Source organism: Sinorhizobium sojae CCBAU 05684 (genome assembly GCF_002288525.1).
Taxonomy (GTDB): Bacteria; Pseudomonadota; Alphaproteobacteria; order Rhizobiales; family Rhizobiaceae; genus Sinorhizobium; species Sinorhizobium sojae.
The window spans coordinates 2,306,632-2,319,512 of sequence record NZ_CP023067.1 but is presented as its reverse complement, the minus strand read 5'-3'; the positions used below and the strand labels follow the sequence as shown (position 1 = coordinate 2,319,512).

The window sequence follows — 12,881 nt, the reverse complement described above, 5'->3', positions numbered from 1 at the left end:
ATCAAACCTCCCGTAGACAAATCGCGGATATCTGGCGTCCGTAGTCCGGCTCCTGCCGGTGCGTCGTGCGGCGATAGGAGAAGAAGCGGTCCTCGTCGGCATAGGTGCAGATATTGAGGTCTTCCGCCGTCACCCCCGCCTCCGTCAGCTTCTCTATCGTGAGCCCCGGCAGGTCGAACATGGCGTGTCCGTTGCGGCCCGACGGGCTGAAGAACGGCGCGTGGCGCGCGTCGGTCGCAAGAAAACGCTCGACGAATTCGGGGCCGACCTCATAGTGCTGGCGGCTGATCGACGGACCGAGGCAGGCGACGATGCGCTCCCGGCGCGCACCGAGCGAGACCATCGCCGCAATCGTGCTTTCAAGCACGCCGCCAAGCGTTCCTTTCCAGCCGGCATGTGCCGCGCCGATGACGCGCGCTTCTGGGTCGGTAAAAAGCACGGGGCCGCAATCCGCCGAAAGAACGCCGAGCACGATGCCGGGCGTCGCCGTCACCAGCGCGTCGGCATCGGGCCGGGTGCCGTCGAAGCTCTCGTCTACGACGATCACATCGGGGGAGTGGATCTGATGAACGGTGGCAAGCCGCCGCGGCTCGGCATCGAACCAGCGCGCCACGCGGGCGCGATTCTCGCCGACGCGCGCCTGGTCATCATTGGAGCCGAGGCCCACATTGAGGCCGCGATAGATGCCTTCGGAGACGCCGCCCTGGCGGGTAAAAAAGCCATGCGCGATCCCCGGGCCCGCCGCGGCGTCAAGCAGCGGGCTTTGCATTGGGGAAAGCGAGGCGTCGTCCTGCATTCGGTGTTTTCGCCCTTTGAAATCAATAGTGTAAGTTGAAATGTAGGGCGCGATGAGGCCCGGTGATTTGCGGCTGATTTGCCTGGATGTTGGCCCGGCCTGCCAAGACTGTCAATCGCCAGCGGGCGGCGGCGGGTGTGGCACTTTTCCGGAACCTGCTTAGGCCGCCTTCTTCTTGAAGGGCGCCAAGCTCACTTCCGGGCTGCTGACGACCAGGACTTTGAACAACTCGCCCATCTTGCCGGCGCCTGCGCCGGCAAGGCGCTCGACGTCGTCGCGAATGCCTTCGCGCGTGGCCTCGTCCTTGTCTCGCCCGAGGGCTGCGGCGCGCTCCAGAAGGCCGAGGCCGACAAGGAAGTCGCCCTGGTGGGCAAGTCCGTTGATCTGCACGCCTTCCGCCCTGGCGCGGTCCGCCAACTGTTCGAAGTCGACATGGCTGGTGAGATCCGCCTGGCCGGGATGGGCGAGCGGCGGGTCATAGCGGTGCTTGCGCACGGCCTGCAGCGTGTCGCCATAGCCTGTAGCCAGATGCCCGTAGTCGATGATGACCGCCGTGCCGCCTCCCGTGCGCAGACGCTCGCAAAGGGCGGCCATCACCGCATCGCGCGCCGGGGCGATCTCGAAGATCGTGCCTTCGGCCACCGACTGCGCCGGCGTCGGCAAGAGTGACGGATCGATGCCGGCAATGCCTGCGGCGAAGGCGAGTCCGTCTTCGCCGTCTAGTCCGACCATGCGCTCGCGGAACCCTTGCGCGGTGCGCACGAATTGGCGGATCGGGATGGCGTCGAAAAGCTCGTTGGCCGAAAGGAGCAGGAAGCCCGGCGGCAGGTTATCGAAACTCTGATGCCAACGGATCTTGCTGTCATGGGCGGAGAGTGTGGTCGCCTGCACCTCCCGCAAACGCTGGCTCGTTTCGACGAGGTGGACGCCCGCCGTCTCGTAAAGGTCCGGAGCGAGGCGGCGGACGACGCGCAGGATATCCGCCATCATCGTGCCGCGGCCCGGGCCGATTTCGGCGATCATTGCGGGCTTTGGGCAACCATGCTGCTGCCAGGCATGGACCAGGAAAATGCCGATCATCTCGCCGAAGAGCTGGCTCACTTCCGGCGCGGTGGTGAAGTCACCGGCGGCGCCGAAGGGCTCGCGCACACGGTAGTAGCCGTGCTCGGGATCGGCGAGGCAGAGGGAGAAATAATCGGTGACGCTGATCGGGCCGTTGGCCTTGATCAAAGACTTGATCTTGTCCGCGAGAGGATTGGTCATGGCTCGGTCCGATCAACTGGCCGCGACAGCCGCCCGGCGCGCGCGCAGGATTGCCCATATTCCGGCGAGCGCCAAGGGCGCGGAAAGAAGCATGCCCATGGTCAACCAGCCGCCGAATAGATAGCCGAGCTGCGGGTCGGGCTCGCGGAAGAATTCGACGAAGATCCGGCTTGCCGCATAGCCGAAGGTGAAGATGCCGGTTACGAGCCCCGGGCTTTTCAGCGCTTTCCGGCGATAGACGAAATAGGCGAGCACCGCCAGAAGCAGAATGCCCTCGAGCGCGGCTTCGTATAGCTGGCTCGGGTGGCGCGCGAAGGGTCCCCCCGTCGGGAAGACGACCGCCCAGGGCATCGAGGATAGGCGCCCCCAGAGCTCGCCATTGATGAAATTGGCTATACGGCCGAAGAAGAGGCCGATCGGGACCACGGTGGCCACGAGATCGAACAGGCTCCACGCGGCAATCGCGTGTCTGCGCGCAAAGACGATCATCGCCAGAGTGGTGCCGAGCAGACCGCCATGGAAGGACATACCGCCGTTCCAGATCTCGAGCGCCCGGATCGGGTTCTCGAGTACGGCTTCGAAGTCGTAGAACAAGATATAGCCGAGTCGCCCTCCCAGCACGATGCCGCCGGCCGCCCAGAGGAGGAAATCGTCGAGCTGCGCCAAGGTGAGGGCGGGCGTGCCGTTGCGCCACAACGTCGGCTTCTGGAGGATGCGCCGGGCATAGAACCAGCCGAGCAGAATGCCCGCCACATAGGCGAGGCCATACCAGCGCACGGCGAGCGGCCCGATCGTGAAGATGACAGGGTCGATCTCGGGGAAGGGAAGGATGGCGAGGCGAGTGGCGATGGTTTCCAAGGTGTTCTCTCTGCCGACCGAATGTTTTGGCGGAACATGGCGATCGAACTTCACGGGGTCAAGCCGCGAGCGAGATCTCAGACTGCTGCCAGCCGTTTATTTTCCTTGCATCCTTTCCCCGACGACCCTACCTGGAATCCAAGGAATCCGCGCACGGAACCGAAAGGGAGATCAGGACGATGAGCACAGGCGCCAACCGCATTCTCGACGATTTTGCCAAGCTGATGACGGATGCCGCCGGCGCCGCCCAGGGCGTGCGCCGCGAAATGGAAGCTGCGTTCCGCGCCCAGGCCGAAGGCTGGCTGAACTCGCTCGACGTGGTCAAGCGCGAGGAGTTCGAAGCGGTCAAGGAAATGGCCGCCAAGGCGCGTGACGAGAACGATGCGCTGCTCGCCCGCATCGCGGCGCTGGAAGCGCGCCTTGCGGAGACGGGAAAGTAACCGGCAAGTGAATTGACGAGGCGACCCCGCCGGGCCGCTTCGCATCCGGGTTTCGCGTGTCATTTGTCGATGGCCGGAGTGCTCGATTTGATCCATCGGGCGCGCGTTCGCGCGGATGAGCGCGGCTCCGATTCCGGATCAGTCTAGCGCATCGGCCCGAAAATCGTACCCGATTTTCGCAAGGCTCGATGCGTAGATTCAAAGAGTTACAGCGACCATTGCGCGTCTGAAAAAACGTGCGGCGCCGTAAGCGTTTTCGTACAACGTCAGGGTGTCAGGTCGCCGCCGGACATCAGGGTTAATGAATTCTGAAAAGTTTTCCACCTGTGGACACTCCCAAAAAAGCCTTATCGCAGAGTCGGTTAAGCTTCGGCGCTGAAACGAAATCACAACGGGACGAGCGATCTTTCCTGCAATTTTTCGGCTAAGGGGCTGGCAGCCTGACTCCGCCGCTATACACTGATTTTAAATGATGATTCGAAACGGGCCACGCAAGCTCCGGGCAGGGTAAGTAAGCCAGGATAGTCGCAGGTCCAGCAATCATAGTGTGTCAGTATCCGGTATGGGTTTCCAAGCGTTGCGTCTTGTGAACGTAATCTTGCGCGCCTATGCCGCACCTCTAGGGTGATGCATGAGCCTTTTGGAACTGGAAGTCGAGCGCCAATCAAATCCGGTCGATATGATCGAATTCGTTGCCGCCAATAATGACTGGTCTTTCGAGCGATCCGGCGAGGACGAGATCGCGATGACGGTCGAAGGCCGGTGGACGGACTATCACGTTTCCTTTTCCTGGATGGAGGAGTTCGAGGCGCTGCACCTGGCCTGCGCTTTCGACATCAAGGTTCCCGAAAACCGGGTCAACGAGGTCATCCGGCTGCTCTCGCAGATCAATGGTCAGGTGCTGATGGGCCACTTTGATTTCTGGCGCCAAGAAGAGGTCATCATCTTCCGGCAATCTCTGTTGCTTGCCGGTGGTGCGGAGCCGACGAATCAGCAGGTTGAAGTGCTGCTATCGAGTGCGCTCGATGCCTGCGAATCCTATTACCAGGCTTTCCAGTTCGTCGTCTGGTCCGGAATGGACGCCCAGCGCGCCATCGACGCGGTTATGTTCGAAACCGTCGGAGAGGCGTGAGATGCAGGAAGCCCTTTCAGGTCCGATCGTCCTCATCGGCGCCGGCAATATGGGCGGTGCGATGCTCGGCGGCTGGCTGAAAAGCGGCGTGCGCGGCGGCGACGTGCTCGTCATCGATCCGGGCCCGCCTCCCGCCATGGCGAAGCTTATCGCAGACAACGGTGTCGGCCACGCGACCTCGGTGCCCGAGGGCGTCAAGGCGAGCGTGATCTTCCTGGCCGTCAAGCCGCAGGTCATGGACGCGGCCCTGCCGCCGCTCAGGAGCCTCGTCGGCCCTGAGACGGTGATCATTTCCGTCGCCGCCGGCAAGACACTCGCCTTCATCGAGCGTCACCTCGGCGAAGCGGCGATCGTGCGGGCGATGCCGAACACACCGGCTCTGATCGGCCGCGGCGTAACCGGCGCTTTCCCCAGTGCTCGGGTGACGGAAGCGAAACGGATGCTCGTCCAGGATCTGTTGAAGGTCAGCGGTCCGGTCGAATGGGTTGCGAGCGAGACGGACATCGATGCGGTGACCGCCGTTTCGGGCAGCGGCCCGGCCTATGTCTTCTATCTCGTCGAGTGCATGGCGGAGGCCGGGCGCAAGCTCGGCCTCGAGGCGGACCTTGCCATGCGGCTCGCTCGGGAAACCGTCGCGGGGGCTGGCGAACTCCTCTACCAGTCCCCCGACGACGCCGCGCGTCTGCGCCAGAACGTGACCTCACCCGGCGGTACGACCGCTGCCGCTCTCGCCGTACTGATGGCGGATGACGGCATGCAGCCGCTTTTCGACAAGGCTATTGCCGCCGCGCGCAAGCGCGCCCAGGAATTGGCTGCCTCCGAATAGGTACCGTGCGGACCAAGGCATCGGCCCGAAAGTCGGACCCGAAATTCGGAAAGCACGATCCACAGTTCGAAGAGATGCAGCGTCTTTTGCGCTTACTAAAGGACGCGTGGCGCTGAAGGGTCGTGCCCGTTGGGTTCAGCAGCCGTGGCACGCCGCGGCTGCCTTACGTTCACGGGCAAGGCTCCGCTCTCCTTTCAGCATACGCCGCATCAGCCAGCCCACCGTCTGAAGCCAGGCCGTTGCGACTGCAGCGCTGCGCTGGCGGCGCGCCAGCGCGTGGAGATTGTGGGCGTCGAAGCTCTTGAATTGCTCGTCCATCGGTTTCACCGTCAATGTCTCTATCGAAAGACGATAGGGCCTGTCGCCCTGCGCGATAATCCATGCTAGTTTCCCTTCATCTGTGAAGTTTCGGAATAGATACGATGGGGCTACAGGAGACCATGGCGGTATTTCTCGCCGTTGTGGACGAAGGGGACTTTTCGGCGGCGGCGCGGCGGCTGAGGATGACGCCGTCTGCCGTCAGCAAGATCGTCGGCCGGCTCGAGGGCCGGCTCGGTGTGCGCCTGCTGCAGCGCTCGACGCGCAGCATCAGCCTCACGGCGGAGGGGCAAGCCTATGCGGAATCCGCTCGCCGCATCCTGAGCGACCTGGAGGAGGCGGAACTGGCGATCCAGCCGGGTGCGGAGCCACGCGGGCGGCTGCGTGTCAGCCTGCCGAGCGCCTTCGGCCACCGACTGATCGTCCCGATGCTGCCGAACTTCATCGGGCGCTATCCGGCAATCGAACTGGAGCTCGATTTCACCGACGCGATCGTGGACCTTGTGAACGGCGATGCCGACGTGGCCGTGCGGGTGGCGGCGCAAAGCGACTCCACATTGATCACGCGCCGACTGGCCCCCAATCGGCGCGTCATCTGCGCCGCGCCGGCCTACCTGGAGCGTCATGGCGTTCCGGAAAGACCGGACGATCTTGAAGGGCACATTTGCCTCGGGATCACGTCCCGCGGGGGACTGAACGTCTGGGAGTTCGATGAAGGCGGCCGGCGCCGCGCCATTCGCATCCGCAGTTCCGTGGAGGCCAACAGCACCGAGGCATTGCGGCGGCTTGCACTCGCGGGCATGGGCATTGTGCGCCTTTCGGAAATACTCGTCGGCCCCGATATCCAGGATGGCCGCCTCAAAGCCGTGCTGACCGACTGCAACCGAGCCGACGCCGAGCCGATCAGCGTGGTGTATCCGCATCGCCGTTTCCTGTCGCCGCGCGTGCGTGCCTTCGTCGATTTCCTCGCCGAGCAATTCGCTAATCCGCAATGGGAGGAGCGCGGTGGCGAGTCCGGCTGATCCTATCGAAAACTTCCGGATCGGGTTGCGCTACGGAGCGGCGCATCTTATCGGACCCGCAATCGCCGCCTGTATTTCGTCCCGAGGCCGATTGAAACGCAATCGATCGAGCGCAGCCCATTTACTTCGCAGGTATTACAATGTCGGAAACCATCGAATTTTCTGATTTCGAGCGCGTGGACATTCGGGTCGGTACGATCGTCGACGCCGAAACCTTTCCCGAGGCACGCAAGCCCGCCTACAAGCTGAAGATCGATTTCGGCCCGGAGATCGGTATCAAGAAATCCTCGGCGCAGATCACACTGCATTACAGGCCGGAGGAACTGGTCGGCCGTCAGGTGCTCGCAGTGGTCAATTTCCCGCCGCGACAGATCGGCCCCGTTCGTTCCGAAGTCCTGACTCTCGGCTTTGCGGACGAGGATGGCGCGATCGTGCTTGCAGCAAGCGAAAGGCCGGTGCCGAACGGCAGTCGACTCATGTGAAGGCTCAATCTGCCTTGCAGCCTCATTGCTGTGGCAAGCACAGGATGGAATTGGGGAGACGCAAGTCGCATTGTGCCGATGCACGGTTGCTCGCCCGCCAAGGGCTAGACTAGGGCGTGTCAGGTCGGCACGCGTACGGTCGCCCGCAGCCCGCCGAGCGGGCTTTCCGCAAGCGTTACATTGCCGCCGTGGCTGCGGGCGATGTCACGGGCAATGGCGAGCCCGAGGCCGGTGCCGGAACTGTCGAGATTGCGCGCCGCGTCGAGCCGGAAGAACGGCTTGAACACGTCCTCCCGCGCATCCTCCGGAATACCGGGCCCGTCATCGTCGACGGTGACGGTAAGCCACCTCGCGCTCTGCCGCGCCTCGATGCGGACGGTGTCGGCGTATCGATAGGCGTTGGAGACGAGGTTGGCGACGAGCCTCGTAAAGGCGTTCGGCCGGACATGGATTTCGTCCTGGCCTTCTATCGAGGTGGTCAGCGTCTTGCCGAAGAGTTCTGCCTCCGCCGTGAAGCGGGCCATGAGATCGCTGAGCTTCAACCGGCCGACGTCCTCTTCCGCCTCGCCGCGGGCAAAGGCGAGATAGCCCTCGAGCATGTTTTGCATGTCCTCGACGTCCTGGTTCAGGCTTTCGAGGTCGGGATTGTCGCCGGCGAGCGCGAGCTGCAGCTTGAAGCGGGTGAGGATGGTGCGCAGGTCGTGGCTGACGCCGGTCAGCATCGCCGTGCGCTGCTCGATCTGGCGTTCGATGCGCTCGCGCATCAGAATGAAGGCGAGGCCGGCACGACGGATCTCATCGGCGCCGCGCGGTGCGAAATCGTCGATCTTCTGCCCCTTGCCAAAACTCTCGGCGGCGTTCGCCAGGGCAAGGATCGGCCTGATCTGGCCGCGAAGGAAGAGGATGGCGATCGTCAGCAGCACCAGCGACGCGCCGACCATCCATACGAGGAAGATATGGGTGTTCGATGCATAGGCCTGATTGCGCCGGGCATAGATCCGGAGAATACGGCCGTCCTCGAGCCTGATGCGGATCTCGACGATCTTCGAATTACCAACGGTGTCGATCCAGAAGGGCAGGCGCACCTGTTTCGAGATTTCCTCGCTCAGGATCTGGTCGAGAATTTCAAAGAAGGGCTTCGGCCGCGGTCGCGGTAGCTCCCCTCCGGGCTCGACGCTGATGTTGAGATCGAGCTCCTGACGCGCAATGCGGACGATCTCATCGATGTCGCCCTCCCTCGGAAAGGTCGTGATCAGGTCCACGATCGCGGCAATGTCGTTGGTTACCGCCGCAGAAAGGCGCTGGGTCACGAGTTGCCAGTGCCGCTCCATGAAGACGAAGGCGACGACCGATTGCAGGAGAACCATCGGAATGACGACGATCAGCAGCGAGCGGGCGTAAAGGCCCATCGGCACGCGGCGACGCAGCCAACGGGTCAGGCGCTTCCAGGCGCTGTCGGCGGGGCTCGATTTTTCCCGCTTTAGGCTGTCGATGCTGGCCATCAAACCCTGCTTCCGGAACATGCCCTATGTTAGAGCGCGGGCGCGTGGCTAGTCCACGCTCAATCGATAGCCGATGCCGCGCACCGTCTGCAGCCAGACGGGATTGGAGGGGTCGTCCTCGATCTTGCGTCTTAGCCGGTTGATCTGGACGTCTATCGTGCGCTCGCCGACCTCCGCGTCGTCGCCGATCAGTTCGTGGCGGGGTATGGTCTCGCCGGCGCGTTGCGAAAAGAGCGTCATAATTTCCTGTTCGCGATCGGTCAGCCGAATCTGTTCGGCACCGCGCCGAAGCTCCTTTCGCACGACGGAAAAGGTATAGGGGCCGAATATCACCTGCTCGACCTTCGGCGCCTGTGCCGGCTGATTTCGCCGAAGAATATTGTTGATCCGGAGCACGAGTTCGCGCGGCTCGAAGGGCTTTGGCAGGTAGTCGTCGGCGCCGGCCTCGAGGCCTTCGATACGGGAGTTCGTCTCGGCCAGCGCCGTCAGCATGATGATCGGCACAGTCTTGATCTGCCGCAGGCTCTGCGTCAGCGCAATGCCGCTTTCCCCCGGCATCATCACGTCGACGATCAGAAGGTCGTAGTCGAGACCGACAAGCTTGCGCCGCGCCTCGTTGGCATCCGCTGCCGTCGTCACGCGAAAGCCCTGTTCGATCAGGTAGCGGTTGAGCAGATCGCGAATGCGCCGGTCGTCGTCGACGATCAGAAGATGCGCCGCATCATCGGAAACTTTCGCCTTTGCCTTCAACATTCGCTGACCTCGTTCCTCGCTGAGCCGATCAGGCAGTTTCCTCGATCCGCAGGTTATCTCAACCGACTTAAAACATGCGGCAAACAAAAGCGATCCAGCGCGCTGACCTCGATCGAGCCGTCCGGGTCGAGCGCCGCCACTTCGGATTCGGTACGCGCAGGGAAGCATATCTGAGCGCCCGCCCAAATCGCTGCTTCCAGAGGGCCGGTCCTCGCGGTGGAGACTTCCCCGAGATCAATCCGCAGTGCCGTTTCTCATGTTGGCGAGAAACCGCTTCACGACGTCGCGCGCGCCGGGTCCTGCCTTTGCCAATGCATCGGCTATGCGGCGGGACTGTGGCTCGGCAAGGGCTCTTGCCAGGGCCTGCCCCTCCCGGGTCGTATAGAGCATGCGCTGGCGCCTGTCCTCGGGACCGGTGACCTGACGTATGTAGCCGGAATCGATCAATTGCTTCAGGACCCGGGCCAGACTCTGCTTGGTAATCTTCAGCGTGTCCAGGAGATCGGCGACGGTCATGCCCGGTTCGCGGTTGACGAAATGCACGACACGATGATGCGCCCGACCGAATCCGCTCTTTTCGAGAATGGCGTCCGGATCGCTCGTGAAATCGCGATAAGCGAAGAACAGGAGTTCGATGATCTCGAAATCGATCCCCTCGTCCTTCTTGCTCTTGGCATCGGGCACGTGTTGGCTGTTGTCCCTGGGTTGGCCGGCCACGCAGTCATTCCTTTCACGCTGATTGCCGTTCGCGACGTGTATGGAAAGATATGTCAGTTTTATTGACTTAATTCCAGCCGCCAGCATTCGGCGCGCCCGTCGGCGGACGAAAGGCCGCCCGCGCTTCGTCACCTTGCGCGGCAGTTTGAAAAAGGGGAACACTCGGCAATGCCGCGAAATGCGCGCCGAGCGGGCGCTGTTATGAGCACAACCTAAACAGGCGGCCAAACGGCCGCCTGTCCAAGCTGCATCCGTCGAGTCGCGCGTCAACGGTAGATGTAAACGATCCGCCGGGTCGACGGCTCGACCAGGACTGGCTGGTTGTTGACCACGACATATTCATACTCGTATTCCGGGATGGGCTGCACGGCCACCGAACTCGGCACGGTGGCGCCCAGGACCACCTCACCCTCGAGATAGACCGGCTCCGACGGGTTCTCGGTGATATAGGTCCTGACGGTGGGAGGCGGTGCGACGGTGGGGATATCTTCGACACGGCCTACGAGCTCAAGCGGCTCCGGTCTGACGGTGACTGTCGCTCCGGTAGCTTCGTGGGAGACGACGGGCACGCCCAATTCCTGGCGCCGTTCGGAAATGACGACGGTCGAACCGCCGCTCTCCGTCTGCAGATACTTGGCATAGGCCCAACCGCTGACGCCGCCGGCATTCACGCGGCACCACAGGCTGCCTTCGATACAGCCTTCAAGTGCTGCTGTGCTGCCGCCCGGCGCTACGCCGAGGACCGGATATTGCGGGCCCGGGCCGGCGCGCACGTTGAGGTCGGTCGTCACGGTGGCGCTCATGGCCGCGAAGGCGGCCGGAACGGCTGTGGCGAGAACCAGGCCCGCCGTTGCGGCCGCTCGAATCAGGTGGGGGAAGAAGGTCTTCATCCTTTTGCTCCTTATACGTGATGAACGAAAAAACGCGCGCGCCTGAGTGATGTTCCCCTCGTGACATCACGAAATGTGTGGTTGCGCCACATTGGAGGCCGTCCGGGGCGCGAACGGGAAAAACGACCGTTCATGTTGCTGTCGGCCGGGCGGGATCGGAGGACGAGATGCAGGAGAAAAAGGAGAAATTTTCGCAGGAAATCAGCGCAGCCGAGCTACAGCTTCGTCCGCTGGTCGTCATCGTCGTTGCGGCGAAACTAGCCGTAACCGCGTTGCTGCTCACAACCGTGCAACTCTCCCCCCCTGCGCCGCCTCAGCAAATCGTGGCGCTTCGCTAGCGCATCGGCAGAGTTATGGGGACATTTGCGCGTTCGATAAGACGCGCGGCGCTGTAAGGGCAATTCGTTCGTTTGTGCTGTCATTCCGCCCATATATCGCTATAGGTGGCCTTGCGCGGCGCACAGCCCGCTACCGCATGTCTCCTTGGATCGACCTCATTTGAGGAGAGATGCAGCGACCTTTGCGCGTCTGGCAAGAGGCGGCGCTTCGAAGACGTTCACAAGCGAGGCATGGTTGGCATGTTACAGGCGGGCATTATCCCGGTTACGCATTTTCAGCAGAACTGCACGGTCCTGTTCGACAGCGAGACGAAGGAGGGCGTGGTCGTCGATCCCGGCGGCGACGTCGACGTCATCCTGCAGACGGTCCGCGAAAACGGCATCACGCTGAAGGCGATCTGGCTCACACATGGCCATATCGACCACGCGGGCGGCGCCAAGGAACTGAAGGAAGCACTGGGAATCCAGATCATCGGCCCGCACAAGCACGACCAGCCTTTGCTCGAGCGGCTGGAGGAGCAGGCAGAACGCTTCGGCCTGGCGATGAAGGTGGAGAACGTGGTGCCTGACCAATGGCTGGAGGAGGGCGATACGGTGTCCTTCGGCAGCCACGTCTTCGAGGTGTTGCATTGCCCGGGCCATGCGCCCGGTCATGTGGTCTTTGTAAACCGTGCGCAGAATTTCGCCCATGTCGGTGACGTGCTGTTTCACGGCTCGATCGGGCGTACCGATCTGCCGGGCGGAAATCACCAGCAGCTTCTTCAGTCCATTCGCGACAAGATCCTGCCGCTCGGGGACGATGTCGGCTTCATCTGCGGTCACGGTCCGGGCGGCAGGATTGGCGAGGAGCGCCGCACCAATCCGTTTCTGCGCGGCCTCTAGCGCATCGACCCGAGAATCGGAACCGATTTCGCTCGATGCGCAGATTCACAGAGTTACAGCGACCTTTGCGCGTCCGATAAGACGCGCGGCGCTGTAAAGAGACGAGATCAAGATAAGAAAAGCCGCGCTCCTCGGAGGAGGGGCGCGGCTTTGTCAGTTCCTCGCGGGCCGGATCAGCCGGCGGTGCAGAAATGACTGCGGCCGTCATAGCCGACGAAGGTGCCGCTGTCAGGATCGAACGAACGGTAGCGCTGCGAGCAGTAGCGGTACCAGGCCGGCGTCCAGGGCTCGAGGCCGTAGCTTTCGACCACGACGGGACGATAGACCGGACGGGGGCGGTAGACCGGGCGCGGTTCGTAATATTCGGGTTCCGGATCGATATAGACCCGTTCGCTGTGGCGCGGTTGCGAGGCGATTGCGCCGCCGATGAGCGCTCCGGTAACGAGGCCGACAGCGCCGGCCGCCCAGGCATCGCTGTTGTCGCGGTGCCGATCGCGCGCCTGGGCGCTGCCGAAGGTGGGAAGAACCACGGCGGCAGCAGCAATCGAGAGAACGGCTGCTTTCAAGAACTTGTTCATGGGCTTCATTCCTGTGCCTGGGGCCGGCCAGTTCCGGCATTCATGATGACCGGAAATTATCGGGGGCAAACTGAACGGAGCCTG

Annotated in this window: 16 protein-coding genes; 7 read left to right on the top strand and 9 right to left on the bottom strand. The window is 62.7% G+C overall.

Annotated elements, in window-relative coordinates:
• Window position 1: 1 nt before the first annotated feature.
• The 3 genes from pgeF to lgt all read right to left on the bottom strand — a co-directional run bounded on the left by pgeF (window position 2) and on the right by lgt (window position 2,917).
• Window positions 2–796, bottom strand: coding sequence for a peptidoglycan editing factor PgeF (gene pgeF / locus SJ05684_RS11395; protein ID WP_034851450.1), 795 nt, complete (start codon window positions 794–796; stop codon window positions 2–4).
• A gap of 159 nt (window positions 797–955) precedes the next feature.
• The gene (locus SJ05684_RS11390; RefSeq protein WP_034851448.1) at window positions 956–2,059 is read right to left on the bottom strand and encodes a class I SAM-dependent methyltransferase; all 1,104 of its coding nucleotides are present in this window, start codon (window positions 2,057–2,059) and stop codon (window positions 956–958) included.
• A gap of 12 nt (window positions 2,060–2,071) precedes the next feature.
• Window positions 2,072–2,917, bottom strand: a complete 846-nt coding sequence (gene lgt, locus SJ05684_RS11385) for a prolipoprotein diacylglyceryl transferase (protein WP_034851512.1) — start codon at window positions 2,915–2,917, stop codon at window positions 2,072–2,074.
• Window positions 2,918–3,096: 179 nt separating this feature from the next.
• Between lgt and SJ05684_RS11380 the strand changes: the two genes are divergently transcribed.
• The 3 genes from SJ05684_RS11380 (at window position 3,097) to proC (ending at window position 5,315) form a co-directional block, all read left to right on the top strand.
• Window positions 3,097–3,357, top strand: coding sequence for an accessory factor UbiK family protein (locus SJ05684_RS11380; protein WP_034851445.1), 261 nt, complete (start codon window positions 3,097–3,099; stop codon window positions 3,355–3,357).
• 631 nt (window positions 3,358–3,988) lie between these two features.
• Window positions 3,989–4,489 (top strand): type III secretion system chaperone family protein, encoded by a 501-nt coding sequence (locus SJ05684_RS11370; RefSeq protein WP_034851443.1) that lies wholly within the window; start codon window positions 3,989–3,991, stop codon window positions 4,487–4,489.
• 1 nt (window position 4,490) lies between these two features.
• Window positions 4,491–5,315, top strand: a complete 825-nt coding sequence (proC, locus tag SJ05684_RS11365) for a pyrroline-5-carboxylate reductase (protein ID WP_034851441.1) — start codon at window positions 4,491–4,493, stop codon at window positions 5,313–5,315.
• A gap of 135 nt (window positions 5,316–5,450) precedes the next feature.
• Here the strand turns inward: proC and SJ05684_RS11360 are convergent, their stop codons facing one another.
• Window positions 5,451–5,633: a hypothetical protein gene (locus SJ05684_RS11360; protein ID WP_034851440.1), complete on the bottom strand. Its 183-nt coding sequence runs from the start codon at window positions 5,631–5,633 to the stop codon at window positions 5,451–5,453.
• A gap of 122 nt (window positions 5,634–5,755) precedes the next feature.
• On the opposite strand from SJ05684_RS11360, the gene SJ05684_RS11355 reads away from it, so the two are divergent.
• Both SJ05684_RS11355 and SJ05684_RS11350 read left to right on the top strand, forming a co-directional pair.
• Window positions 5,756–6,655, top strand: coding sequence for a LysR family transcriptional regulator (locus SJ05684_RS11355; protein ID WP_244426591.1), 900 nt, complete (start codon window positions 5,756–5,758; stop codon window positions 6,653–6,655).
• 140 nt (window positions 6,656–6,795) lie between these two features.
• Window positions 6,796–7,137, top strand: coding sequence for a tRNA-binding protein (locus SJ05684_RS11350; protein WP_034851437.1), 342 nt, complete (start codon window positions 6,796–6,798; stop codon window positions 7,135–7,137).
• A gap of 119 nt (window positions 7,138–7,256) precedes the next feature.
• On the opposite strand, the gene SJ05684_RS11345 is transcribed toward SJ05684_RS11350, so the two are convergent.
• From SJ05684_RS11345 to SJ05684_RS11330, 4 genes are all read right to left on the bottom strand, one after another.
• Window positions 7,257–8,639, bottom strand: coding sequence for an ATP-binding protein (locus SJ05684_RS11345; RefSeq protein ID WP_034851435.1), 1,383 nt, complete (start codon window positions 8,637–8,639; stop codon window positions 7,257–7,259).
• 48 nt (window positions 8,640–8,687) lie between these two features.
• A complete protein-coding gene (locus SJ05684_RS11340) occupies window positions 8,688–9,392 on the bottom strand; it encodes a response regulator (protein WP_034851434.1) in 705 nt (234 codons plus the stop codon).
• Window positions 9,393–9,626: 234 nt separating this feature from the next.
• Window positions 9,627–10,109: a MarR family winged helix-turn-helix transcriptional regulator gene (locus SJ05684_RS11335; RefSeq protein WP_034851510.1), complete on the bottom strand. Its 483-nt coding sequence runs from the start codon at window positions 10,107–10,109 to the stop codon at window positions 9,627–9,629.
• Between the two features lie 266 nt (window positions 10,110–10,375).
• Window positions 10,376–10,999 (bottom strand): DUF1236 domain-containing protein, encoded by a 624-nt coding sequence (locus tag SJ05684_RS11330; protein WP_034851432.1) that lies wholly within the window; start codon window positions 10,997–10,999, stop codon window positions 10,376–10,378.
• A gap of 167 nt (window positions 11,000–11,166) precedes the next feature.
• Between SJ05684_RS11330 and SJ05684_RS30005 the strand changes: the two genes are divergently transcribed.
• Window positions 11,167–11,337 (top strand): hypothetical protein, encoded by a 171-nt coding sequence (locus SJ05684_RS30005; protein WP_095694255.1) that lies wholly within the window; start codon window positions 11,167–11,169, stop codon window positions 11,335–11,337.
• Window positions 11,338–11,577: 240 nt separating this feature from the next.
• Window positions 11,578–12,219, top strand: coding sequence for an MBL fold metallo-hydrolase (locus tag SJ05684_RS11320; protein WP_034851508.1), 642 nt, complete (start codon window positions 11,578–11,580; stop codon window positions 12,217–12,219).
• Between the two features lie 173 nt (window positions 12,220–12,392).
• Here the strand turns inward: SJ05684_RS11320 and SJ05684_RS11310 are convergent, their stop codons facing one another.
• On the bottom strand, window positions 12,393–12,797 hold the full coding sequence (locus SJ05684_RS11310) for a BA14K family protein (RefSeq protein ID WP_034851507.1): 405 nt from the start codon (window positions 12,795–12,797) through the stop codon (window positions 12,393–12,395).
• Window positions 12,798–12,881 lie beyond the last annotated feature (84 nt).

What these genes read in the sequence shown, in the direction of transcription:
- SJ05684_RS11340 (WP_034851434.1), bottom strand. Translation starts at nt 9,392, where the DNA reads ATGTTGAAGGCAAAGGCGAAAGTTTCCGATGATGCGGCGCATCTTCTG.
- SJ05684_RS30005 (WP_095694255.1), top strand. Translation starts at nt 11,167, where the DNA reads ATGCAGGAGAAAAAGGAGAAATTTTCGCAGGAAATCAGCGCAGCCGAG.
- SJ05684_RS11360 (WP_034851440.1), bottom strand. Translation starts at nt 5,633, where the DNA reads ATGGACGAGCAATTCAAGAGCTTCGACGCCCACAATCTCCACGCGCTG.
- SJ05684_RS11390 (WP_034851448.1), bottom strand. Translation starts at nt 2,059, where the DNA reads ATGACCAATCCTCTCGCGGACAAGATCAAGTCTTTGATCAAGGCCAAC.
- SJ05684_RS11310 (WP_034851507.1), bottom strand. Translation starts at nt 12,797, where the DNA reads ATGAACAAGTTCTTGAAAGCAGCCGTTCTCTCGATTGCTGCTGCCGCC.
- SJ05684_RS11330 (WP_034851432.1), bottom strand. Translation starts at nt 10,999, where the DNA reads ATGAAGACCTTCTTCCCCCACCTGATTCGAGCGGCCGCAACGGCGGGC.
- pgeF (WP_034851450.1), bottom strand. Translation starts at nt 796, where the DNA reads ATGCAGGACGACGCCTCGCTTTCCCCAATGCAAAGCCCGCTGCTTGAC.
- SJ05684_RS11355 (WP_244426591.1), top strand. Translation starts at nt 5,756, where the DNA reads ATGGCGGTATTTCTCGCCGTTGTGGACGAAGGGGACTTTTCGGCGGCG.
- SJ05684_RS11320 (WP_034851508.1), top strand. Translation starts at nt 11,578, where the DNA reads ATGTTACAGGCGGGCATTATCCCGGTTACGCATTTTCAGCAGAACTGC.
- SJ05684_RS11345 (WP_034851435.1), bottom strand. Translation starts at nt 8,639, where the DNA reads ATGGCCAGCATCGACAGCCTAAAGCGGGAAAAATCGAGCCCCGCCGAC.
- SJ05684_RS11370 (WP_034851443.1), top strand. Translation starts at nt 3,989, where the DNA reads ATGAGCCTTTTGGAACTGGAAGTCGAGCGCCAATCAAATCCGGTCGAT.
- SJ05684_RS11380 (WP_034851445.1), top strand. Translation starts at nt 3,097, where the DNA reads ATGAGCACAGGCGCCAACCGCATTCTCGACGATTTTGCCAAGCTGATG.
- SJ05684_RS11350 (WP_034851437.1), top strand. Translation starts at nt 6,796, where the DNA reads ATGTCGGAAACCATCGAATTTTCTGATTTCGAGCGCGTGGACATTCGG.
- proC (WP_034851441.1), top strand. Translation starts at nt 4,491, where the DNA reads ATGCAGGAAGCCCTTTCAGGTCCGATCGTCCTCATCGGCGCCGGCAAT.